Annotated in this window: 25 protein-coding genes; 20 read left to right on the top strand and 5 right to left on the bottom strand. The window is 41.3% G+C overall.

Features of this window, described 5'->3' with window-relative positions:
• The first annotated feature begins 122 nt into the window (after nucleotides 1–122).
• Nucleotides 123–704 carry a nicotinamide riboside transporter PnuC gene (gene pnuC / locus OD757_RS07865; protein ID WP_263031475.1) on the top strand — a complete coding sequence of 194 codons (582 nt, stop codon included), beginning with the start codon at nucleotides 123–125 and terminating at the stop codon, nucleotides 702–704.
• 14 nt (nucleotides 705–718) lie between these two features.
• Nucleotides 719–1018, top strand: coding sequence for a hypothetical protein (locus OD757_RS07860; protein ID WP_263031474.1), 300 nt, complete (start codon nucleotides 719–721; stop codon nucleotides 1016–1018).
• 46 nt (nucleotides 1019–1064) lie between these two features.
• On the opposite strand, the gene OD757_RS07855 is transcribed toward OD757_RS07860, so the two are convergent.
• Complete coding sequence (locus tag OD757_RS07855; protein WP_263031473.1) at nucleotides 1065–1877, bottom strand: IclR family transcriptional regulator; 813 nt, start codon at nucleotides 1875–1877, stop codon at nucleotides 1065–1067.
• A gap of 273 nt (nucleotides 1878–2150) precedes the next feature.
• Here OD757_RS07855 and OD757_RS07850 point away from each other — a divergent pair, with 273 nt between their 5' ends.
• The 14 genes from OD757_RS07850 (at nucleotide 2151) to OD757_RS07785 (ending at nucleotide 15604) form a co-directional block, all read left to right on the top strand.
• Nucleotides 2151–2456 (top strand): non-heme iron oxygenase ferredoxin subunit, encoded by a 306-nt coding sequence (locus tag OD757_RS07850; RefSeq protein ID WP_009386591.1) that lies wholly within the window; start codon nucleotides 2151–2153, stop codon nucleotides 2454–2456.
• Between the two features lie 27 nt (nucleotides 2457–2483).
• Complete coding sequence (locus OD757_RS07845) at nucleotides 2484–2783, top strand: recombinase-like helix-turn-helix domain-containing protein (protein ID WP_005070730.1); 300 nt, start codon at nucleotides 2484–2486, stop codon at nucleotides 2781–2783.
• Between the two features lie 16 nt (nucleotides 2784–2799).
• Nucleotides 2800–3867, top strand: a complete 1068-nt coding sequence (locus tag OD757_RS07840) for an aromatic ring-hydroxylating oxygenase subunit alpha (protein WP_004641722.1) — start codon at nucleotides 2800–2802, stop codon at nucleotides 3865–3867.
• A complete protein-coding gene (locus tag OD757_RS07835) occupies nucleotides 3860–4624 on the top strand; it encodes an SDR family oxidoreductase (protein WP_263031472.1) in 765 nt (254 codons plus the stop codon). The genes OD757_RS07840 and OD757_RS07835 overlap by 8 nt, the downstream gene beginning before the upstream one ends.
• Before the next feature lie 11 nt (nucleotides 4625–4635).
• On the top strand, nucleotides 4636–5565 hold the full coding sequence (locus OD757_RS07830; RefSeq protein WP_263031471.1) for a VOC family protein: 930 nt from the start codon (nucleotides 4636–4638) through the stop codon (nucleotides 5563–5565).
• 28 nt (nucleotides 5566–5593) lie between these two features.
• A complete protein-coding gene (locus OD757_RS07825) occupies nucleotides 5594–6805 on the top strand; it encodes an NAD(P)/FAD-dependent oxidoreductase (RefSeq protein WP_263031470.1) in 1212 nt (403 codons plus the stop codon).
• A 42-nt stretch (nucleotides 6806–6847) separates the two neighbouring features.
• Nucleotides 6848–8071: an MFS transporter gene (locus OD757_RS07820; RefSeq protein ID WP_263031469.1), complete on the top strand. Its 1224-nt coding sequence runs from the start codon at nucleotides 6848–6850 to the stop codon at nucleotides 8069–8071.
• Nucleotides 8072–8093: 22 nt separating this feature from the next.
• Nucleotides 8094–8615 (top strand): cupin domain-containing protein, encoded by a 522-nt coding sequence (locus OD757_RS07815; RefSeq protein WP_002117566.1) that lies wholly within the window; start codon nucleotides 8094–8096, stop codon nucleotides 8613–8615.
• Nucleotides 8616–8651: 36 nt separating this feature from the next.
• A complete protein-coding gene (locus OD757_RS07810; RefSeq protein ID WP_263031468.1) occupies nucleotides 8652–9470 on the top strand; it encodes an alpha/beta fold hydrolase in 819 nt (272 codons plus the stop codon).
• 21 nt (nucleotides 9471–9491) lie between these two features.
• Complete coding sequence (locus OD757_RS07805; protein ID WP_263031467.1) at nucleotides 9492–10286, top strand: SDR family oxidoreductase; 795 nt, start codon at nucleotides 9492–9494, stop codon at nucleotides 10284–10286.
• A 15-nt stretch (nucleotides 10287–10301) separates the two neighbouring features.
• Entirely contained in the window at nucleotides 10302–11093 is a 792-nt protein-coding gene (locus tag OD757_RS07800) for an aspartate dehydrogenase (RefSeq protein WP_009386585.1), read from the top strand.
• Between the two features lie 13 nt (nucleotides 11094–11106).
• Nucleotides 11107–12573 carry an aldehyde dehydrogenase gene (locus OD757_RS07795; protein ID WP_263031466.1) on the top strand — a complete coding sequence of 489 codons (1467 nt, stop codon included), beginning with the start codon at nucleotides 11107–11109 and terminating at the stop codon, nucleotides 12571–12573.
• A 38-nt stretch (nucleotides 12574–12611) separates the two neighbouring features.
• Nucleotides 12612–14252 (top strand): thiamine pyrophosphate-binding protein, encoded by a 1641-nt coding sequence (locus tag OD757_RS07790; RefSeq protein WP_263031465.1) that lies wholly within the window; start codon nucleotides 12612–12614, stop codon nucleotides 14250–14252.
• Between the two features lie 155 nt (nucleotides 14253–14407).
• Complete coding sequence (locus OD757_RS07785) at nucleotides 14408–15604, top strand: hypothetical protein (protein ID WP_031962933.1); 1197 nt, start codon at nucleotides 14408–14410, stop codon at nucleotides 15602–15604.
• 57 nt (nucleotides 15605–15661) lie between these two features.
• Here the strand turns inward: OD757_RS07785 and OD757_RS07780 are convergent, their stop codons facing one another.
• Nucleotides 15662–16960: an MFS transporter gene (locus OD757_RS07780; protein WP_263031464.1), complete on the bottom strand. Its 1299-nt coding sequence runs from the start codon at nucleotides 16958–16960 to the stop codon at nucleotides 15662–15664.
• Between the two features lie 235 nt (nucleotides 16961–17195).
• Here OD757_RS07780 and def point away from each other — a divergent pair, with 235 nt between their 5' ends.
• Together def and OD757_RS07770 are read left to right on the top strand one after the other, a co-directional pair.
• Entirely contained in the window at nucleotides 17196–17678 is a 483-nt protein-coding gene (def, locus tag OD757_RS07775; protein WP_263031463.1) for a peptide deformylase, read from the top strand.
• 176 nt (nucleotides 17679–17854) lie between these two features.
• Entirely contained in the window at nucleotides 17855–19177 is a 1323-nt protein-coding gene (locus OD757_RS07770) for a glutaminase (RefSeq protein ID WP_009386587.1), read from the top strand.
• Here the strand turns inward: OD757_RS07770 and OD757_RS07765 are convergent.
• Entirely contained in the window at nucleotides 19144–19932 is a 789-nt protein-coding gene (locus OD757_RS07765) for an AraC family transcriptional regulator (protein WP_263031462.1), read from the bottom strand. The two genes, OD757_RS07770 and OD757_RS07765, sit on opposite strands and share 34 nt — an antisense overlap.
• A gap of 105 nt (nucleotides 19933–20037) precedes the next feature.
• On the opposite strand from OD757_RS07765, the gene OD757_RS07760 reads away from it, so the two are divergent.
• Nucleotides 20038–21258, top strand: a complete 1221-nt coding sequence (locus OD757_RS07760) for an MFS transporter (RefSeq protein WP_263031461.1) — start codon at nucleotides 20038–20040, stop codon at nucleotides 21256–21258.
• A gap of 68 nt (nucleotides 21259–21326) precedes the next feature.
• On the opposite strand, the gene OD757_RS07755 is transcribed toward OD757_RS07760, so the two are convergent.
• The gene (locus tag OD757_RS07755; RefSeq protein ID WP_263031460.1) at nucleotides 21327–22472 is read right to left on the bottom strand and encodes an aldose epimerase family protein; all 1146 of its coding nucleotides are present in this window, start codon (nucleotides 22470–22472) and stop codon (nucleotides 21327–21329) included.
• A 192-nt stretch (nucleotides 22473–22664) separates the two neighbouring features.
• On the opposite strand from OD757_RS07755, the gene OD757_RS07750 reads away from it, so the two are divergent.
• On the top strand, nucleotides 22665–23111 hold the full coding sequence (locus OD757_RS07750) for a hypothetical protein (RefSeq protein ID WP_263031459.1): 447 nt from the start codon (nucleotides 22665–22667) through the stop codon (nucleotides 23109–23111).
• A gap of 11 nt (nucleotides 23112–23122) precedes the next feature.
• On the opposite strand, the gene OD757_RS07745 is transcribed toward OD757_RS07750, so the two are convergent.
• Nucleotides 23123–23998, bottom strand: a complete 876-nt coding sequence (locus tag OD757_RS07745) for a LysR substrate-binding domain-containing protein (RefSeq protein ID WP_263031537.1) — start codon at nucleotides 23996–23998, stop codon at nucleotides 23123–23125.
• Nucleotides 23999–24108: the final 110 nt, after the last annotated feature.

The raw sequence follows: 24108 nt of genomic DNA, 5'->3' as shown, positions 1-24108 counted from the left end.
AGTACAAATTATATTCAAATATGAACTATAGATTTTTTGATTACTTTAAATTAGTAGTTTGCTTAGCTCTATATTTTTCTCATAATACCCCGTCGAATTGATCTTAATAAGAAGCTGTTCTTATGTCACCTCTAGAAATTTTTGCAGTCTTGATTAGCCTAATTGGGGTCGGACTAACTGTTATCAGAAACATGTGGTGTTGGCTGTTTAATTTCTTTGCTTTTGTTTTATATGCCTATTTGTTTTACGAATTTAAACTTTATGGCGAAACCATTTTGCAGTTCTTTTTTATGGTCGTAAATTTTTATGGCTTTTACTATTGGTTCAAAGGAAAACAGCAAGATCATGACATTCGAATCGAACCTATTGCAGTTAAAACGGCTATCCTCCAAATGATTATTGCTGCGGTAGGTGGGTTACTATTTGGTCTAGTTCTTAAAAACTTTACCGATGCAGCAGTACCGATGCTCGACTCACAGCTTGCAGCCTTTAGTTTGCTGGCAACGTACTGGACCAGCCGTAAGCATATTGCCACATGGGTACTTTGGGTCTTTGTCGACATTATTTATGTCGGCATGTTTATCTATAAAGATTTATTTTTAACAGCCGCGTTATATGCAGCATTTGTTCTGATGGCCGCTTATGGTTGGTATCAATGGGAAAAGGTTAAAAAGAAACAGCTTTTAGCCTCTAACCAGCTTTAATTTGGAGAGTGATCATGTTGTTGAGCTTAGATATTTATAAACAACAACAGTTTGATCTGATTGCTGCAAAAATAATGGCAGAGCCCGCAAAATATATAGAGTTTAGTTCAGTGTCAGATTTCTATGATGCCGAGTGGCTCAAAGATTTTCCGCAGGGCAGTCAGGTTTCTGCGACTGGTTTAGATGACGGTGCTGAAGAGTTTTATGCGATTGTCCAGTTTAAACAGCAGTATTTAAAGTTTGATATTAAAGAAAGCCTTTCGGCACTAATTTTTCAAGATATGAATGGGGACATATCTAAGTGTAATTTTTAATTTAAGAAGTAAAATCACAAAAAAAGCGACTTAACGTCGCTTTTTTTTAATAAATAAATTTGGAAATTTTGTTTGCTGTTTCAACAACGAGGCTTGCGATATCTTCTTTAAATGTTCTTTCATCATATGTGGTAATTGGGCAACTCACTGAAATAACAGCCACCATTTTGCCATTTGACTGTTTAAAGATAGGTGCCGCGCAAGCTGCCATATCATGATTATAATGACCCCAGCTCACCATTGTTTTTTGAGTTTTTACATACACTAATCTTTGCAATAAGGTTTTTAAATTGGTTGGAGTCAGTTCAGAAAAGCTATCCCAATCATCAAAGTTACGGTAACGCTGACGTACTTCATTTTCAGGTAAATCAGACAATAGCATTTGACCAATCACAGTTGCGTGGGCAGGCCAGCGAGTCCCTAAGCTAATGTTGCTCGTAAAGGTTCCCATCGATTGAATGTTATTTACAAAGACAATGTGGGTGCCTTCTAAAATAGAAAGATGCACGGCAAGTTTAGTTTGGTCACGTAGTTCTTTCATTAATGGTGTCGATAAATCGAGTAATGAAAGTTTAGATAAACTATTAAAACCAAGTTCCATGACTTTTGAATCGAGCGCATAAGTTTTTTGAGATGCTTTTCTTAAATAGCCGCAAGACTCGAGTGTATAGATTAGGCGAAATGCACTAGAACGGTTCACTTCTAAAATTTCAGCAATTTCTGTAATCGTCATTTCTTGCGCTTGTTGATTAAATGCTTGCAAGATAGCCAACCCCCGGACAAGGCCGGGTACTAAATATCGATCATCATTTTTTGTTGTTTCTGATTCTTGCGAATCTTCTTCAATTGTTAGGCTCATTTGTGTCATTTTCCTATAAATAAAACAAGGTTCAATTTGGAGCATGCTGCTTTATTTTAGAACTATTGTAATTGTTAAAAATGCATAAAACAATTTTTATATTCAAAACTTTGTTTCCTGTTTGAAACGTAACAAAATATTTAAATTTAATTAAGATAATGAAATTTATATTTATTTTTACTTTGACAAAAAATGATCAAGGGGATTATGCTTAGCCTATGTTTTGAAAATCAAATTATGTTTTGTATATAAAACAAAATGAGGGCGCAAGGTATGAGTTGGATCTCAATTTGTCAGCAGGGTGACGTTAGTGAAGATGAGCCGAAAGCCATCGAAATTGAAGGGAAAAAAATAGGCGTATTTTTCGTCGATGAAAATTACTTTGCTATCGAAAATGTTTGCCCTCATGCATATGCCTTATTAACTGAAGGATTTATCGAAGATCACACTGTTGAATGCCCATTGCACGAAGCAATTTTTGACATTCAGACAGGTGAGCTAAAAAGTGGACCCGGGTGTAGAAACCTATGTACGTACCCAGTTCGTGTTGAAGGACAGGATATTCAAATTCAACTCTAGTCCTCACATGTACAAGGAAGCAGAACAATGAAGACATTTAATGAAAAGTTGGCAAGCTGGATTCATGCAACGCCAGCAACCGAAGCAGGTATCAACAATATTCAAATTCCTGGTCAATCTGAATTGTTGGTTTGGCAAACACGTTATAAAGAACCAACGCTCTACGAACAAGACTTTGTAAAGAACTTGATTCAAGCATTTTCTGCGGGTGCAACTGAGTTAGATGACGTTGTTTCTGCACTTAATCAGCAGGGTTTCCGCTGTGAATCTGGTGATGAATGGACTTCTGCGAGCTTTACAGAAGAAATGCAACGTTTAGGTTATTAATTCAAGGAAGAATAAAATGAACGCAATCGTATCAGCTTCACAAAGCGCTGAAGAATATTTAGAACTTGGTTTACGTGACCAATGGCATCCGGTTTTAGCAAGTTGGGAAGTGGCTGCTAATCCAGTCGGAATTACCCGTTTAGGCGAAAATATTGTGGTTTGGCGTGATGCCGAAGGTCAGGTGCATGCGCTTGAAGATCGCTGTCCGCATCGCGGTGCTCGCCTTTCATTGGGTTGGAACTTGGGTGACCGAGTCGCTTGCTGGTATCACGGTGTTGAAGTTCGTGCCGATGGCGTAGTTGCTGATGTGCCCGCTGTTCATGAATGTCCAATGACAGGAACCAAATGTTTAAAGAGCTATCCGGTAAGTGAGCAACATGGCGCAATCTTCATCTGGTTTGGTATTGATGCAAACGAACAGCCAAAACCACTTGAGTTCCCAGAGCAACTTGCAAGCGAAGAGTGGAGTGCATTCCTTTGCCAAGCAGACTGGAAAGTAAACCATCAATACGCCATTGATAACGTGATGGACCCAATGCATGGGACCTATTTACACGCGACATCGCACTCGATGGCAGATGGTGAACGTACTGCAGAGATGAAGCACCGCACGACCGATAATGGCTTTGTTTTTGAAAAAGAAGGCCAAACTGGCGTGAACTTCGACTGGGTTGAATATGGCTCAACAGGTGCAAGCTGGTTACGTCTTTCAATTCCTTACCGTAAACAATTTGGTCCGGGTGGCGAATTCTGGATTGTAGGTTATGCAACACCAATTGATGCCAATAATACTCGCGTATTTTTCTGGCGCTGCCGTAAGGTGAGTGGCTGGCAACGTAATGTATGGCGCTTCTTATATCGCAATCATTTAGAGCAGTTGCATTGGGATGTATTGGAACAAGACCGAATTATTTTAGAAAACCTTGCGCCAAATGCGCGTGAAAAAGAATTCCTTTATCAACACGATGTCGGTCTTGCTCGTTTACGCCGTTTAATGAAAAAAGAAGCTGAAAAGCAATTAAAGAAAATTGCTGCGCTAAATGCATCAAACCGTATCGAGATGCAGGAAGAAGCTCATGGCTAATGTAGCGTTGTTGCAAGGCAAAAAAGTTTTAGTGACTGGTGCTGCGCGTGGTTTAGGCCGAGATTTCGCTCAAGCCATTGCCGAGGCAGGTGCGGAAGTTGTGATGGCAGATATTTTATCTGACTTGGTGCAACAAGAAGCACAGGCGTTACAGCAACAAGGGCTAAACGTTCATGTGGTTACCGTTGACCTTGCCAATGCAGACTCTATTGAAAATGCGGTTGCAAAAAGCGTTGAGCTATTAAATGGTTTAGATGGTCTTGTGAATTGTGCGGCACTGGCAACCAATGTCGGTGGAAAAAGTATGCTTGATTATGATCCTGATCTTTGGGACCGGGTCATGAATATTAATGTGAAAGGCACATGGCTGATCAGTAAGGCATGCGTTCCCCATTTAAAGCAATCGGCTGCCGGCAAAATTATTAATGTTGCTTCCGATACAGCACTTTGGGGCGCGCCAAACCTCATGGCTTATGTTGCAAGTAAAGGTGCAATTGTTGCCATGACGCGTTCTATGGCAAGAGAGTTGGGGCAGTCCAATATCTGTGTCAACACATTGTCACCGGGCCTTACTCTGGTTGAGGCAACCGAGTATGTGCCTCAAGAACGTCACGATTTATATGTCAACGGAAGAGCGATTCAACGTCAGCAACTTCCACAAGATTTAAATGGAACAGCATTGTATCTACTGTCGGATTTGTCCTCTTTTGTGACAGGTCAAAATATTCCGGTCAATGGCGGTTTTGTCTTTAACTAAGGAGTAGTCAAATGATTACAGGGATCGAGATTTTAAAGTTTGGAGTTGAAGATAGAGCCGCTTCAAACAAGTTTTTGGCAGATTTTGGTTTAAGTCAAAGTGCTTCGGATATTGAAGGTACTGATCTTTACCAAACCCAAAATGGCAGCAAGATTTATCTATTTAATTGTGATGATGACCGTTTGCCTGCTGCCATTGAACAAGGCTCAACTTTACGTGAAGTGACTTGGGGTGTTGATAACGCTCAAGACCTTGAAGACTTGGCAGCTCGTTTGGCTGATGTAAGAGGCTTTGAGCGTTCAGAAAATACAGTTCAGTGTCTTGACCCAAATGGCATGACCATTCGTTTTGAACAAAGTTTTGTGAAAGATGTTCAAGAACTAAAAACGGAAGGCATTAACCAATACGGCAACATTCAACGTGTGAATGCAGCAAGTCCTGTCTATGAAAAAGGTCAACCTGTTGCGATTGGACACGTGGTGTTTTTCACACCGGATTTGGCAACAACTGAAAACTTCTATATTGAAAAAGTAGGCTTCCATTTATCTGATGCTTACAAAAATCGCGGTGCATTCTTACGTTGCCGCGGTGAAGGTTATCACCATGATTTATTCTTGCTTAGTGTTCCAAATAAACCTGCTGGCTTAAATCACGTTGCGTTTGTAGTACGTGATATCCATGAGGTGATTGGAGGCGGTTTAAATATGAATCGTTCGGAATGGTCAACTTTCATTGGGCCGGGACGTCACCCAATTTCTTCAGCTTATTTCTGGTACGTCAACTCACCATTAGGTGGTGCATTTGAATATTACACCAACGATGATTATTTGACAGAAGAATGGCAACCACGTGTAGAGGAACATTGCCTAGAGCTTTTCACCGAGTGGGCGATTGAGGGTGGTCTTGATGACACAACCCGCCGTCAGGTGAAGCCTGTTTAACAGGGATTGCTGAACAAGGAAGATGGCTATGGAAAAGATCGTAATTGTAGGTGCCGGACAGGCAGCGGGTTGGGCTGTAAGTACTTTACGTCAAAATGGTTATGTGGGCGAAATTCACGTGGTTTCAAATGAAGATCAAGTGTTTTATGAGCGTCCACCGCTGTCTAAGCAAGTACTTTCAAAAGAAGCAACGTATGAAAGTTTGAATCTGTTCTCTCCTGAACAGGTTCAAGAGTTCAACGTTCAATGGCATAAACCGGAAATTGCGACAAAAGTCGACCGTGAGCAAAAACAGGTTCATTTAGAAAGTGGCCAGATTTTGCCGTATGACAAATTACTGATTGCAACTGGAAGTCGTGCACGTGTGCCAGTGAATACATGGCAGTTTATTCCAAATGTTGTGACCTTACGCAATGTGCATGACTGTGAGCGTTTGGCTGAAATTCTAAAGACTGCAAAAAATGTCGCTGTGATCGGCGGTGGCTGGATTGGTTTAGAAATTGCTGCAACTGCACGTAAGCAAGGTAAAGATGTTCATATTTTTGAATATGGCGACCGTTTATGTGCAAGAAGTGTGAGTCCGGAAGTTTCTGCATTTTTAAAAAATATGCATGAGACCCAAGGCACAAAAATTCACTTAGATAGCAAGAGCCTTCATTTGATTGAAGCGCCTAATCAAAAAGTTGAAGTGGTGAACCATCCTCAAAATAGTCAGTTATTTGACTGTGTCGTGGTAGGTGCAGGCGCTGAGATCGCAAAAGAGTTAGGTGTACACGCTGGTCTCGATGTGAAAGATGGCATTGTGGTGAACTGTTTTGGGCAAACTTCAGATCAAAACATTTATGCCGCAGGTGATGTCGCAATTCATCCGGGTTTGGGCTATTGCATTCAGTCTTGGGCAAATGCGCAAAATCAGGCCATTGCAGCAGCAAAATCAATGCTCGGAATTGAAACTGAATACACCGATATTCCATGGCTCTGGTCTGATCAATATCACTTCAATATTCAAATTTTAGGTACTTATCAACCTGAAAAAACCAAAGAATTGGTCATTCGCCAAGGTGGTGAAGATCAGGTGAGTTATTTATATCTGGACCATGAAAATCGTTTGCTGAACATGATTGCAATTAATGATTCGAAACTGGTCAAACTGGCAAAACGTTGGATGCAAGCCAACACCATTTTAGATCCAAAACTGTTAGCAGATTCTGAATTTAATGTCATGAAATTAAAACCGTAAACATTAAATCTGGTTCTCATTACCAAATCGAAGGAATGACACATGAGTAATGAAGAGAAAAGTGGATTAAAGCATTGGGTACCTGCTTTTGTCCTTATGGTGTGTGTGGTACTAGCATTTTTCGACAAGATTAGTATTGCGGTTTTATTTTCAGATCCACATTTTCAAAGTGCAATGGGAATTGCTGAAGATAAGGCCAAGCTCGGATGGCTCATGACAAGTTTCTTACTTGCTTATGGTTTTTCATCAGTTTTTCTAAGCTTTTTGGGTGACATCTTTAACCCAAAGAAAATGCTGTTTTGGAGCGTAACCTCGTGGGGTTTACTCATGTTTTGCATGGGTTTTACCACCAGCTACTCAGGCATGTTGATTTTGCGTGTATTACTGGGTTTGGCAGAAGGTCCATTGTTTGCTTTGGCTTATGCGATTGTGAAGCAGACTTACACAGATCGCCAGCAAGCACGTGCTTCTACCATGTTCTTACTTGGCACGCCGATTGGTGCATTTCTTGGGTTCCCGATCACGGCAAATGTTTTGGCGCACCATGACTGGCATACCACTTTTTTTGTGATGGCTGGTTTAACGCTAATCGCAATTTTCAGCATTGTTTTTGGTCTGCGTAACTTACAACTTAAGAAAACTGTCGAAATTGATGGTGAGAGTAAACGTACCAATTTCAAAGGCCATGTTGCCAATACAAAACTGCTCTTAAGCAACAGTGCATTCTGGTTGGTGTGCCTCTTTAACATTGCATTGATGACGTATTTATGGGGCTTAAATAGCTGGGTTCCTTCTTATCTTATGCAAGACAAAGGATTCAATCTCAAAGAGTTTGGGATGTATTCAAGCTTTCCATTTATTGCCATGTTAATTGGCGAAATCATGGGCGCATTTTTATCTGACAAGTTAGGTCGACGCGCCATTCAGGTATTTAGTGGCTTATTACTCGCAGGCATTTTCATGTATGTGATGGTCCTGATGACCCAGCCATTATTGATTATTGCTGCCATGTCTTTAAGTGCGATGGCATGGGGTTTTGGAGTCGCTGCCGTATTTGCTCTGCTTGCAAAAGTAACCACCTCAAATGTAGGGGCGACTGCGGGCGGAATATTTAACGGTTTAGGTAATTTTGCAAGTGCAATTGCACCTGTACTTATCGGTTACATCGTGATGCAAACACATAGTTTTAATTTAGGAATTACCTTCTTGGCTGCTGTCGCTGTCATTGGGTCGCTGTTCTTGGTTCCTCTTTTAAAACGTTATTAATTCACTGTATAGGAGTTTAAAAATGACTACACAACAATTCGAATCGTGGGCACAACCAGAAGGTGCTTCTTTAGAAGATTGGTTAAACACGCGTATTGCTCGCTTTGAGACACGTAAATATGATTTTGATGCTTTGAAGTTCCAAGCCGATTATGACCCGAAATATCGCCGTGCTCAAATGCGTTATATGGGTACGGGCGCAACAGGTGTTGCAAATGACGGTAATACCGTTCCAGCAGAAAACTTCACATTTTCGACCATGGTGTTGCCGCCACAGTGTGAAGGTCCTTTGCACATTCACCACGATGTTGAAGAAGTTTTCTTTATGCTCCGCGGCGAAATTGATTTGTTCATTGAGCACAACGGCGAAAAATTTGAGACCCGTTTAAAAGAGCGTGACCTGATTTCAATTCCACCGGGCATCTACCGTGGTCTATTTAACCCAGGTCAGGAAGATGCCTTGATGTGTGTAATGTTAGGAACAGGTAAACCAACCATTCCGAACTATCCACCCGAGCATCCATTGTCTCAAATCAAACGTTAATTGTTTGATGAAGTGAATGAAGGGAAAGGAATAAAAATGATGACACTCATTGAAAAGTTAGCAGAATTTCCGGTGAAAACGGTCACTGTTCAAGGCCAGCAGCAAGCCTATCGGGAAGCCGGTCAGGGTGAGTACCTTGTGCTGTTGCATGGCATTAGTTCAGGTTCTGCTTCATGGGTAAACCAACTTGAAGTGCTATCTCATCATTTTCATGTCATTGCCTGGGACGCACCGGGCTATGGCAAATCAGCTGAACTTTTAACGGATCAACCCAATGCTACCGACTACGCAAAGCGTTTGGCAGCATTGTTCGATGTTTTAAAAATTGAAAAAGCAACTGTGGTCGGACACTCATTAGGTGCCTTACAGGCGAGTGCATTTGCTGCACTTTACCCAGAGCGAGTGGAACACTTGGTAGTCGCTAATTTAGCCCAAGGCTATCAACGCCACGATGAACAGACACAAATTCAGGTTTTTGAAAAAAGACCAAAAATGTTGAAAGAACTCGGTGCTAAAGGCATGGCCGAAAGCCGTGGACCTCATTTGATTTATAAACAAGAGCCACAAGCTTTAGCTTTAGTTTCAGAGGTGATGCAGCAATTGACCTTAAAGGGTTTTACCCATGCATCGTATTTACTGGCTTATGACGAAATACGTAATTATTTAACCGATTTAAAAGTCCCATGCACAGTGATTGCAGGGCAGCAAGATCAAATCACTCCTGCGTTAGGTATACAAGCGCTTGCTCAGGAATTGCAGTTGGAACAGTACTACATCATCCAAGATGCAGGACATTTAAGTTATGTCGACCAACCGCAAGCATTTAACCAAATTATGTTGACGATTCAGGAATAATCGTAAGAGAGATTAAGGATTATGAGCTTCCAAGTTGAAGGAAAAGTTGCAGTTGTTACCGGTGGCTCATCTGGGATTGGGCTGGCTGCTGTTGAAATACTGGTCGCAGAGGGTGCAAAAGTTGCTTGGTGTGGTCGCGATGAAGAGCGTTTAAATGCTTCTAAGCGCTATATTTTGGAAAAATATCCGCATGCCAACATTTTTACCAAAGCATGCAATGTGTTGAAAAAAGAAGAAGTTCAACAATTTGCCAAAGACGTAAAACTCAATTTAGGTAATGTGGACATGCTCATTAACAATGCTGGGCAAGGCCGTGTTTCAAACTTTGAAAATACGCAAGATGAAGACTGGATGAAAGAAATTGAGCTGAAATATTTCAGTGTTTTACATCCGGTACGGGCTTTTCTTGAAGACTTAAAACAGTCGGCAAATGCCTCAATTACCAATGTGAACTCGTTACTAGCATTGCAACCAGAACCGCACATGATTGCGACTTCATCTGCACGCGCTGCATTGTTGAATTTAACGCATTCTTTGGCGCACGAGTTTACTCAGTATGGCGTTCGTGTGAACTCAATTTTACTTGGAATGGTCGAATCTGCGCAGTGGAAACGCCGTTATGAAACTCGTTCAGACTTAAACCAGTCGTGGGAAGAGTGGACAGGCAATATCGCAAAAAACCGCGGTATTCCAATGCAGCGTTTAGGCCGTCCTGAAGAACCTGCTCGGGCTTTAGTTTTCTTGGCATCGCCATTGGCATCGTACACCACAGGTGCGGCACTCGATGTCTCAGGTGGTTTTAATAAACATTTATAAATATAAGGTGCTGTCATGAAAAAGTTGATGATGATTGGTTTTGGCGCAATGGCAGCAGAAGTGCATGCTCATTTACCCCAAGATCTGCAACTGAAATGGATTGTAGTGCCGTCTCGTAGCGTTGAAAAAGTTCAATCACAAGTGTCTTCAGAGATTCAGGTGATTTCAGATATTGAGCAATGTGATGGTGCGCCAGACTATGTCATTGAGGTGGCAGGTCAAGCCGCGGTAAAAGAGCATGCTCAAAAGGTTTTAGCAAAAGGCTGGACCATAGGACTGATCTCGGTTGGAACTTTGGCTGATAGTGATTTTCTGATTCAGCTCAAACAAACGGCTGAGCAAAATAATGCCCATCTGCATTTATTGGCAGGTGCAATCGCAGGCATTGACGGTATTTCTGCGGCCAAAGAAGGTGGCTTGCAAAAAGTCACTTACAAAGGCTGTAAAAGTCCAAAAAGCTGGAAAGGCAGTTATGCAGAGCAATTGGTCGATTTAGACCATGTTTCTGAACCTACTGTCTTTTTCACTGGAACTGCCCGCGAAGCTGCGATGAAATTTCCGGCCAATGCCAACGTTGCAGCAACCATTGCACTTGCAGGGCTTGGAATGGATGAAACCATGGTTGAGTTAACTGTTGATCCAACCATCAACAAAAACAAACATACCATTGTGGCAGAAGGTGGCTTTGGACAAATGACCATTGAATTGGTGGGCGTGCCGCTGCCAAGTAACCCGAAAACATCAACTTTGGCTGCGCTTAGCGTGATTCGTGCTTGTCGCAACAGTGTAGAAGCAATACAGATTTAAGAAGGATTTGATCATGGCAAAGGAAATTTATATTGCAGGTGAATGGCGATTAGGCCGTGGTGCAGTCATTCAAAGCCTGTTTCCGGCAGATCAGTCGGTGAATGCAGAGCTTTCAACGGCAACGCTTGAAGATGTAAATGAGGCAATTGAAAAAGCAGATCAGGCGTGGCGTCAACCGAGCTGGAGAAATAGCTTGCCGCATGAGCGTGCACGTATTCTCTACAAAGTTGCAGACATTATTGAAGCGCGTGTAGATGAATTAGCGAAATTACAAACACGTGATAATGGTAAGCCTTTAACCGAAACTCGTGGTTTGGTGATGAGCGCTGCGGCGACTGCACGTTATGTTGCGGCTGCCTGTGAGACGCTTAATGATGAATTAACAACTCAACGTGCTCCAGACTTTATGACCATGAGTGTGCATGAACCTGTCGGTGTTGTGGCAGCGATTACGCCTTGGAACTCTCCAATTGCGAGTGAAGTTCAAAAGCTTGCTCCAGCTTTAGCAGCAGGAAATGCCGTGGTGTTAAAACCAGCGGAGGCAACTTCATTGATTGCTTTAGAACTTGCCAAAATTTTTGAAGAAGCAGGCTTACCAAAAGGTTTACTCAGTGTGCTAGTGGGTCGCGGTTCTATCATTGGTGACGCAATTGCTCAACATCCGTTGGTTCGTAAAATTTCTTTTACAGGTGGAACAACCACGGGTCGTCATTTAGCACATATTGCCGCTGACAAACTGATTACCACTTCACTTGAGTTAGGTGGTAAATCACCAACCATCGTTTTGCCGGATGCAGACGTCGAACTGGCTGCTAAAGGTGTCGCGTACGGTATTTTTAGCTCAGCAGGCCAAGCGTGTATCGCAGGTTCTCGCTTGTTTATTCATAGCAGTCTTTACGAGCAGTTTTTAACGCGGTTGGTTGAAATTACTAAAGGCCTACGTGTGGGCCATCCGGAACAGGCTGGTGTGCATTTAGGGCCACTAGTGAATGACAAACATTTGCAGTCCGTTGACCGCTATGTACAGCTTGCTAAAAGTGAAGGTGGTCAGGTTCTGGTTGGTGGTGAAGCGCTTACCACTGGTGAATATGCCAAAGGAAGCTATTACTTACCGACCATTATTACGGGCTTAAATAACAGTGCTCAAACCTGTCAGGAAGAAATTTTTGGCCCTGTTTTAGTCGTTATGAAATATGACAACGAGCAAGATTTAATTGCCCAAGCCAATGACAGTTGTTTTGGTCTTGCCGCAGGTATCTGGACTGAAAGCTATCGCAAAGCTTGGCGCATTGCACGTGCATTAGAAGTGGGAACGGTATGGATTAATACCTATAAAAAATTCTCGATTAGTGCGCCGTTTGGTGGCTTTAAAGATAGTGGAATCGGGCGTGAAAAAGGCCGTTTGGGCATTTTATCGTACATGCAACAAAAGAGTATTTATATGGGGCTGAATGAACAGCCTAACCCTTGGTGCGATTAATAAATTCAAGGACTGAAAACAAATTTTGAGGAACAGACATGACTGAACGTGTAAATGTAGGCGAAGCAATCGCAAGAGTTTTAGAAGCGCACCAAGTTGATAGTATGTATGGTGTTATTTCCATCCACAATTTACCTATTGCAGATGCAGTAGGGCGCCGTGAAAAAATGCGCTTTGTCGCAGCCCGTGGTGAAGCGGGTGCGGTCACCATGGCAGATGCACACTCACGCTTTAAAGGCCTAGGTGTAGCACTGACCAGTACCGGTGCTGGGGCAGGTAATGCAGTAGGTTCACTCATTGAAGCAATGAATGCGGGTAGCCCCGTATTACATTTAACAGGTCAAGTTGAGCGTGAATATCTCGACCGTGATGCAAGCTTCATTCATGAAACTAAAGACCAACTTACATTCTTACGTGCATCAAGCAAAGCGGCGTTCCGTATTACCAGCCCAGACAATGCTGTTGGCGTGATTCGTGAAGCTATTCGTGTCGCAACTACAGTTCCAATGGGACCGGTAAGTGTTGAACTACCTATTGATGTACAAGCAGCAGAAATTGATTTACCACTTAATCTTGGACCAGTCAAAGCACTTGAGTTGCCGCAGGCAGAACAAGCTGAAATTGATCTTCTTGTCAGTGAAATCAAAAAAGCAAAACGCCCGATTTTCTGGATTGGCGGTGGGACTTTAAATAGCATTGCCGAAGTTAAAGCAATTGCAGATTTAGGTATTCCAGTGGTGTCGTCTACGCACGGTCGTGGAGTGTTGCCAGATGACCATCCACGTAGCTTAGGTGCTTTCCATAACTCGGCAGCGGTTGAGCAGTTATTAAAAGATGCCGACCTGATGGTGGTGGTGGGTTCACGTTTACGTAGTAATGAAACAAAAACTTATTCGGTTGAGTTCCCTGAAAACATTATTCAGGTAGATGCTAACCCAGTGGCTCAGCAACGTAATTACAAAATCCGCAACTTCATTTGTGGCGATGCCAAAGATGTCTTAACACGTGTGTTAGAACAGCTTCAAGGAACTTCAAAAGTTGATGCCGACTACGATGCTGCTGTAGTTGCTGCTAAACAGTCTGCAATTGATGCACTGCGTAAACAAATCGACCAGTACGCTTTAATTTGTGACCACTTACGTGCAGCTTTACCGCAAGACGGCATTTTTGTACGTGACATTACCATGTCGGGCAGTACATGGGGCAGCCGTTTATTCCCTGTACAAGCACCAAACCAAAACATTCATTCACTTGCGGGTGCAATTGGTTTAGGTCTTGCAACAGCAATTGGGGCTTCGGTTGCTAACCCTGACAAAAAAGTGATTGGTTTAGTGGGTGATGGCGGCTTAATGCTTGGCATTGGTGAAATTGCAACCATGGTGCAAGAAAACACCAACATGGTCTTAATGATTATGAATGATGGTGGTTATGGCGTAATGCGTGGCATTCAAAATAACTACTTTGGTGGTCGTCAGTATTTCAATGAATTGCATACACCAGATTACAAACTTCTTGGCGAATCAATGGGTGTGAAGAGCTGGAAAGTCGGTAGTGCAGATGAATTTAAAACGGTTATTCAAGAGGCTGTGGCTTTTGAAGGACCAACTGTGATTGAGCTCGATATGAACTCGATTGGACCATTAAACTTTGCGGGTCCACCGCAAAAGAAACTGTATTAACCAGTTTGGATGGTTTAGTACATATGCGATGGGAGCTGCTAAGCCATCCTTTTTTTAGATATATTTTTTTATCTAAAAAACAATAAAAACTAAGTTTTACAGGTAAAACAAATAAAGTTCCAGCAGGACGCTGGAACTCAATCAAGGATGTAGAGATGAAAAAGACTTCATTGATCATGGCATTCATTGCACCGCTTACGCTGGGGGTAAGCGTCAATGCATTTGCAAAAGATTCATTGCTTGAATGGAAAAGTGATGATGGCACCGACTCATTAAAGTTAGGTGGGGTGGTTCGGTTAAATCAGCGCTATGAAGATTGGGAAGGGCCAAACCGTGGTTTTGGTAAGCTCCATTTTGATATTTTCAGAGTCGATCTAAAAGGCAAATTTGATGATGCTTACATCAATGCCAGTTATATGGTTCAAGACCAGCAGAAAACGTCCATTGAAAAAGCATATGTCGGCTATAACCTAGATGCCAATAACAGCATTGAAGCAGGTTTGGTTTATAAGCCTTTTACGATTTATCCATATCCTCAAAATGGCTGGACCTATCACATTCCATTCTTTTTAGGTTATGGCAATAACATTGCACCGGGGATTAACTGGAATTATCACAACAAGGATTGGGATGTAAAACTGGGCTATTACCCGCAAATGTTAGAGACGAACTTGCGTTATTCACCTGAAAGTGCAACTTATGATGACTTGGCAGGAAACGCATTTCCATCTCAAAAAGCCTATCAAAATGAAAAGCGCAATCAGGTGAATACCCGTATTGTTCGCAAGTTAGAAACTGATTTCGGTAAGCAAGAGTTCGGTGTATCGGGTGCAATTGCTCAGTTGCATAATGATATTACCGATAAAGACGGCAAATATTATGCAGTCGGTTTGCATACTGAAAACAACTACAAACGCTTTAACTTACAAAGCTCGGTCATTCATTATCAGTACGATGCTAAAAATCCTGATGGTGTAAATAGTGATATGACTTTGATGGGGGCGAATGGTCTTACGCCAGCCTATTTCATTGCTTCGGAAGGTACGATTGCCAGTTTAAACCTTGCTTATACGTTGCCTGTGACCAATATGGGCAAGCTAAAAGCCATTAAGTTTTATAATGACTATAGTTATCTTGATAAAAAGCGTGATGATTGGTCAGATTCGCAAATGAACACCACAGGTATGATGTTTATTGCTTCACCATTTATGGTTTGGGCGGATTATACGTGGGGTAAAAACTCCAACATTATTGGTGGGGCAACCAACTCAACGGGGTATACCTCTGCGACTTCACCAAATAGCGATAAATGGCTATACCGTATTAACTTTAATATCGGCTTTACTTTCTAAAGTAAGCAGCAATAAAAAACCACGCGATCGGCGTGGTTTTTTCATAGGTTAAAGCTTTTAATATCTGTTTTTTTCAAACTTATTCCAAAATACAAAAGCAGTCACAAAGGCTAAAATGGTGAGCGCGAAAATATAATACATCGCACCAATATCACTATATTGACTGAGCCAATGTACTAAAGGCAGTGTCATACCGCCAACAATTGCATAAGACAAATTATATGAAAATGAAATGCCCGAGAAGCGCACAGGCGCGGGGAACATTTTGACCATACTGCTCGACACCATGCCGACAGTTCCTGAGCATAGACCCAACAACATATATAAACCAAAAATGGTTGAATGGGCAGCATGCCCTAAACTGTTATAAAAAACTGCTGCTGTGAGTGCCACGGCAAGCGCACCGACCATCATGACTTTGCCACAACCAAAACGGTCAGCAAAATAGCCAGCCAAGATACAGCCGACCATTTGCATGACAATGGCGGCACTTTGCATTTCAAAAGTCTGTGCGCGCTCAAAACCAAATGAACCAATTAATAAATTGGGCATGGCTAAAATCACTACCACCACACAGCCTGTTAAAAACCATGTAAATAACATGCCAATCGCAACGGCTGTTTTATGCGTTTTTAACACTTGTTTTACGGGCATTTCTTTAGAAATTTCTTTACGTGCCTGCATGGCTTTAAACACAGGCGTTTCTTTTAAATAAGTCCGTAAATAAAGCGCGACCAGACCAAAAATACCACCTGCAATAAAAGGAATACGCCAAGCCCAGTCATGGATTTGTCCCTCACTAAAATTCAGTGAAATCCATAAAGACATGAGTGCACCTAGTAAAATTCCTAAAGACAGTCCAGCAGTGAGTAACCCATTTGCCAGTCCGATTTTTCTTTCAGGGACATGTTCAGACACAAACGTCCACGCAGCCGGAATTTCCCCCCCAATTGCAATACCTTGTACTACACGCATAAGTAACAAAAGCAGCGGCGCAAAATACCCAATATTTTCAAAGGTCGGCAAAATCCCGATAAACAGGGTAGGCAGTGCCATCAGCAAAATAGAAAGCGAAAACAGTTTTTTACGCCCAACCAAATCACCAAAATGGGCCATGACAACCCCGCCTAAGGGCCTAAAAAAGTAACCTGCTGCAAAAATGCCATAAGTATTCAGCATGGCCCAAAAAGGACTTAAGGTGTTAGGGAAAAAGAGGTCGGAAATGATTTTGGCGTAAAACACATAAATTACGAAATCATAAAACTCTAAAGCTCCGCCCAATGAAGAAAGGGCAAGGGTTCGTTTATCTTCTTTATTAAGATAGTTAGCATCCTGCAAAGTTAATTCCTGATCCATTTTTTTACTTAATTGTTGTAATTGAAGTTTGGATATTAATGGAAAAGTGAAGTAAAAGTAAATGGAGGAAATTTGTTCTATGGGGAGGTGCAGATTTTAATCATTCAGATAAGAAAGCTTTAAAACAAAAAGCGCTTTAGATAAAACAAAAACAGATGTAGGAATGACTTTCCTTTTGAGTCGTTCAGCGACACAATAAAACTTGTCATAGCCAGTTTATTAAGAGATTCAAAGGATGAGTGTAGTTTTACCTGTCGCAAAGCGTGGTGAAGATATTTTAAAACTCAGTGCGGCTCCCGTTTCGACAAATGAGTTAAACAGTAATTGGCTTTATCAGCTTGCTGATGCTATGCATGCGACAATGCTTGAGCGTAATGGGGTAGGAATTGCTGCACCGCAAGTTTATATTTCTAAACGGGTCATTATTGTGGCGTCTAGACCAAATCCACGCTATCCCGATGCACCTGAAATGGAAGCTGTGGTCATGGTGAACCCTGAAATTTTAGAGTTCTCAAATGAAACGCTTTTGGGGGAAGAAGGCTGCTTAAGTGTACCAGACGAGCGTGGACAAGTTGAACGTGCAGAAATGGTGAAGGTGAAATATTTAACACTTCAAGGTGAAGTGGTTGAAACGGTTTTTCATGGTTTTCCTGCTCGTATTGTTCAACATGAAGTCGATCATTTAAATGGGATCTTGTTTGTAGAAAGAATAATCTAATCTTCTGTTTAAAGTTTTGAAAAACCTATAATGAGCTTGAAATAAAGAAGCCATCGGAATTACAATACTTATATCGTGATTTTTATTTCACTAAAAAATTATAATTTTAATATTATCAGCAGGTTGTGCTGAAAAATGATCGAAAGTGTAAATCTCCTCATTTAAGGTTACTGACCATGAAAACCCCTCTCCCAGATTATTTGGCAAATGTGATAGAAGCCTGTGAGGTAGATAATAGCGGACATCTAGCTGACTATATTCCAGAGTTAGCAAATGCAAACCCAGACCGATTGGCTTTAGCAATGTCTACGGTAGATGGCGAAATTTATTCAATAGGCGATGATGATATTGAATTCACGATTCAATCGATTTCTAAACCTTTTGTATATGCCTATGTGATGCAACAGCTTGGCATTGATGCGGTACTTGCGAAAGTAGGGGTAGAGCCTTCGGGGGAAGCCTTCAATGAAATTTCCTTGGGTAAAGACGGACGTCCGAAAAACCCGATGATCAACTCTGGCGCAATTACTGTACATTCCTTGATTCAGGTTAAACATGGTTTACATAGCGCAGAAATTTTACGTCGTTTTATGAGCGAGCTTGCAGGACGTGAATTAAGTTTTGATGAGTCTGTCTATGATTCGGAAGTCAAAACAGCGTATCGTAATCTTTCGATCGGTTATATGTTGCGAACTGTCGGAATTTTAGAAACTGACCCTGTCGATATTGTGAATGGTTATATTCGCCAATGTGCAATCTTGGTGACGGTTAAAGATCTGGTACGTATGGGCAGTGTGCTTGCCAATGGCGGAGTCGACCCTAAAACTGGAAAGCGTTTGTTAAACCGATCTGTCGTTAGACAAGTGCTCAGTGTCATGATGAGCTGTGGTATGTATGATGCTGCGGGTGACTGGCTGTCGACTGTAGGTATTCCTGCTAAAAGTGGTGTAGCAGGTGGTATTTTGGGTGTGCTGCCGGGTCAGGTCAGTATTGCTGCTTTTTCACCTCGACTAGATGAGCATGGTCATAGTATTCGGGGTATCGATATTTTAGAACGGTTATCCCGTGACATGGGATTACACCTCATGGAAGGTACACCTTCTGCACAAACCATTGTCCAAAGTCATTACCGTACAGGAAAAGATGCTTCATTAAGTGTGTATGTGCTTCGCGGTGTATTGAAATTTACCGAAGCTGAAATGTTGTTGCGTATTTTACAAGACGAAACGACTGATCAAAGTACCATTGTGATTGATTTGACCCAGATTTCACTCATTCATGATGTGGGTAAACGTATGTTTCTTGAAGGTGTAGATCGACTGATTGATGATGGTCATACACTTGTTTTGGTGGATCCTGAACAACGTTTAGACCATGCGAGAACTGCAAAAGATCGAGAACTTCATGTCTATCATGATTTCGATGATTTACTCGAAAAACATGAAATACGCTCAAAAAAAAAGACTTATAACGACATCGCAGCACTTCTAAACTGTTGAGGTGTTTTTCCTAAATGTCGTTTAAACATCGTACTGAATGCACTGGGGTTGTTATACCCCAGTGATTCGGAAATTTGAGCAATAGATTCACCATTTGCGATTTTACTCAAGGCAAGTGCGATATGCATTTGCTGTATCCATGCCCGATAGGACAGCCCCGTCTCTTTTTGGAACATACGCATTAAGGTTCTCGAACTCGCACCAATATCATCAGCCCAATCTGTTAAGTCTTTTGAGTGATTAGGAGCGTGTAATAACGCTTGGCAAATTTTTAATAATCGTTTGTCTTTTGGCCATGGAATCTGGATAGGTAACAAATTGGCCCGATGAATTTCTTCAAAAATCAAAATTTGTAAAGAACGCGAAAGCTCTTGAGAGGTCACAATATTTGGTGAGTCCTCTCGTTCAATTTCGTTTAAACGAATTAAAAGCTCATGCAAAAGATTGCTCACCCGAATAATAAAGCAATGTTGTCCCATTAAAGCTGCTGCATTTACTTCAACTAAGGCCGTATTTAACTTCACGTGACTCAGTGAAATCACACTGTGCTCTACATTTGCCGGAATCCATAAGGCACACATAGGCGGCACAATCCAGACATTGTTCGGTGTAAACACCTGAATATTTCCTGTGGATGCATACAAAAACTGCGCACGTGTATGCGTATGGGTCGGGGTGATTTCTCGGTAGGCATGCTCGGAAGATAGTCCAATTACAAGTTCAGATAAATCAGACTGAATAAGAGAATCGGACATAATCTATCCTAAAAATTGTCACTTATACGATGATTATTGGAAGATAACTTTATAAGCGACAATTTACAATAAGCACCTTACTTAAAATATTGGAGTTTTTCAGGTATGACGTCTTCAATACAATTGAAAGATGGTATTGCCAATACCGTTGCAAATGATCAGCCTCAAGGAATGATTATTAAAATTGTAGGCGCCGTGGCGGTTGCACATTTACTGAATGATTTGATTCAAGCAGTGCTACCCGCTATCTATCCAATGCTAAAAGCAAACTTTTCGCTGAGTTTTGCTCAAGTTGGCCTGATCTCGTTTGTATATCAAATTACAGGTTCACTGCTGCAGCCTTGGATCGGACTTTATACCGATAAACATCCAAAACCGTATCTTCTGCCACTCGGAATGATGGTTACATTCTGCGGTATTATCTTGTTGGCATTTTCACCAAGTTTTGCCGTGTTGTTATGCGCATCTGCGCTAATTGGGGTGGGATCTGCAACTTTTCACCCTGAAGCTTCACGTGTGGCGCGAATGGCATCGGGCGGGCGCTTTGGTACGGCTCAATCGACTTTCCAAGTGGGCGGAAATACAGGTACTGCCATTGGTCCATTATTAGCAGCGTTATTGATTGTTCCATTTGGGCAGCATGCAGTTGCGGGCTTAGTCATATTTGCACTTTTAGCCATTTGGGTTTTATTTGGTGTAAGCCGCTGGACGGTGAGTCATGCTAAAAATCAGGTCGCTACACGTGTAAACCAAGCACAGAGTAAATTGCATGGCCGTAAGCTCATTATTGCCTTGAGCACGATTAGCGTGTTGATGTTCGCCAAATTTACCTACATTGCCAGCATTAGTAATTACTTTACTTTTTATCTTATTCAAAAGTTCCATATCAGTATTCAGACTGCTCAGTTGCATTTGTTTGCATTCTTAGCTGCCGTTGCTTTAGGCACATTTGCAGGTGGCCCAATTGGTGACAAAATTGGCCGTAAAGCTGTGATTTGGGTTTCATTTGTTGGTATGGCGCCGTTTGCATTAATGATGCCGTATGCAAACTTATTCTGGACAACGGTTTTCTCAATTATTGCTGGTTTGGTGTTGTCGTCGGCTTTTGCTGCCATGGTGGTTTACGCACAAGAAGCTGTTCCGGGCCGTGTGGGCATGATTGCAGGTTTAATGTTCGGTCTGATGTTCGGGGTAAGTGGTATTGCCGCAGCCGGGTTAGGGCATTTAGCCGACATTAACGGCATTGAATGGGTATTTGGTTTATGTTCATTCTTGCCATTACTTGGGTTTGCAACTGCATTTTTACCAAATACAAAAGTTAAATAAATGAAAAGACTCTCAGTCATATGCAGCTGAGAGTCTTTTTTAGCTAAATATAGTTCCAGTTCAAAAGTCTACTTCTGAATACCAAACTTAAATACGGTGACACTGTTATAAGTTTGATTTGGATTTAAACGTGTAGAAGGGAAATTTGGTTGATTCGGGCTATCTGGAAAATGCTGTGTTTCTAATGCTAGCGCGTCTGCTTGTCGATAAAGTACACCATTTGCACCAACAATATTTCCTAATAAATGATTTGCCGTATACATTTGAACGCTTGGTTCAGTGGTTAAAACCTGCATGGTTCGTTTAGATTTTGGATCAACCACACTAGCTGCAAGATTTAACTTTCCTTGAGACTTTTGATTAATTACCCAAGTTTGGTCATAACCATATCCATAGGCCAATTGCTGATGATTCGCTCGAATATCTTTTACAATGGCCTTAGGCGTCCGAAAATCAAAAGGTGTACCCGCCACTGAAGCAATTTCACCTGTTGGTAAAGAGTTTTGATCGGTTACTAATACACGGTCTGCGTTGAGTTGTACCACATGATCTAGTACGCCATAAGGGTTATTACCAGCGCCTGATAAGTTGAAATAACTGTGGTTGGTGAGGTTGATGACTGTAGGCTGATCAGTTTTAGCCTTATATTCAATCTGGAATTCATTTCGATCTGAAAGACTGTAGATCACTTCTACATCTAATTTTCCGGGAAAACCTTGATCACCATTTGGACTGGTTAACTTCAGAGACGCTTTAACGGTTTCACCTTTAGAAACGAGGGGCTTAACTTGCCAAACACGTTTATCAAAACCAGGATTACCACTATGTAATGAATTCGGGCCATTATTTTTTTCAAGATTATACGTTTTTCCATCCAAGCTAAATTTAGCATTGCCAATACGGTTCGCATAACGACCAATCAATCCGCCAAAATGAATGCCTTCTTTGGTATCAGTAACTTCATAGCCTTTTAGGTCATCGAAGCCTAAAACAATATTATTTTGTTTACCTTGGGCATCGGGAGTCAAGATCTGTGTAATTACACCACCGAAACTAATAAAAGATACGGAGACACCATTATTGTTGCTCATGGTGTATAGATCAACTTTTTGACCATTTTGAGTTGTGCCATAGGGTTTTACATTTAACGTTGCTGCATTTGCAAGTTGTGCAACGCTATAAATCGTGACACCTAAAATTACTAATTTTTTCATGCTTATACTCTATATTGTAATAGTTGGACTGGATGAATATAAGATTGATTTTTCATCTTTTTAAAGAGGTTTTTATTATATGTAGTGTTAATAATAATGGAGTAGTTAATGTTAAATATTGGAAAAACTGGTTCAATTTACGCTTATAAAGAAATTAATCTTATGAGCAAAACTCCACGGTAAGCTATTTTTATGAATCATCCCGACTCGGTTTTAAAATTTTCACTTGGTCTTAATGATTTGTCATTTGACTTAGACAACCAGCACATTCGACTTGAACAGGGCTTGGGTTTTGTTGATTCAAAAAGTATCGGCCATGGTGTTATTGATGAGCTTGCTATCGAAAAGATGATTTATTTTATTGAAGAAATCATCGAGTCAAAACCCCTCAGAAATCTAAATATAAGTGGTGTAGCTGTTACATCTGATGCAGCCATGACACAGCTCAGTGAGTTATTTTTTAATGCTAAAAAGCACATCAGCCGTACTGAGCTTGAGCATGGATTTAATGATTTTATTGAGCGTTTGAGCTACTACACAAGCCAAGTGTCTCCAGATCAGCTTTATGTTTTTACCTACTTTGTATTTGTTCGAGAAATGATGCATCACTTAAGAATTGAGGAAATTCAAATCATTTAAAAATTACGTTCTCAATCTGCTAACTCATCATGAATCCAGTTTAAAAATAGCTCAATTTTAGGAATAAATTGATGTGTTCGTGGATACACCAAATGATGAGCAGAAATAGGAATCGATAGTTCATCTGCAAAAACTCTAACTAATTTCCCAGATTCCAAATAATTTTGAGTGAGTAAATTACTTTCTAAAACAAAACCTAGTCCGTGTGTGGCTGCCTCAAGTGACATATAAGAGCGGTCAAAACTTAAAGTGTAGGGAAACTCAGGAATACTTAGACCCTGATGGGCAAACCATTGGGGCCAAGTAACTAAGGTTGAACGCGATAAAATCAGTTCTTTTTTTAATAAATCTTGAGGTTTATGCACAGGGCTGCGTTCAAGTAGCTTAGGGGATGTAAGCACTTCTAGCTTTTCATTACGAATTGTTCTGATTTCTACCCCTGTCCAGTTGGGTAAACCATGACGAATATCAATGTCGATCTTGTCGCGGGTGAAGTGCAAATTTTCATAAGAACACGACAGGTTGACCTGAATCATTGGAAATTTTTCTTTAAATGACTCGAGGCGAGGCAGTAACCAAAGCAAACCAAAACTTGGGGATGAATGAATATATAAACTATCTTTAGGACTTTTATCGGCAGCTTTTTCAGTCGCTAACATCAGGTTGTGCAAAATGGTGGTGACATCTTGAAAATAGCGTTCGCCAGAAGGGGTTAGTGTCACACCACGGGCACCACGAATAAATAAACTCTGCCCAATCATTTCTTCAAGCTTAGCAATTTGATGACTCACTGCCGAAGGCGTGAGATTCAAATGCTCGGCAGCCTTGGCAACATTGCCAAAACGAGCAGTTTGTTCAAAAGCCTGTAATGTTTTAATTGAGGGCATCTGGTTGAAATTGTTTTCACTACTATCCATGAAATGATCCGTTTTAATCCCTAAAACTTATTTAAAAATAGCACAGGCATGAATTTTTTTCATGCCTTGTTGAATTCGAG

This window comes from Acinetobacter sp. AYS6, assembly GCF_025630795.1.
Classification (GTDB): Bacteria; Pseudomonadota; Gammaproteobacteria; order Pseudomonadales; family Moraxellaceae; genus Acinetobacter.
This window is presented reverse-complemented; position numbering and strand designations above follow the sequence as displayed.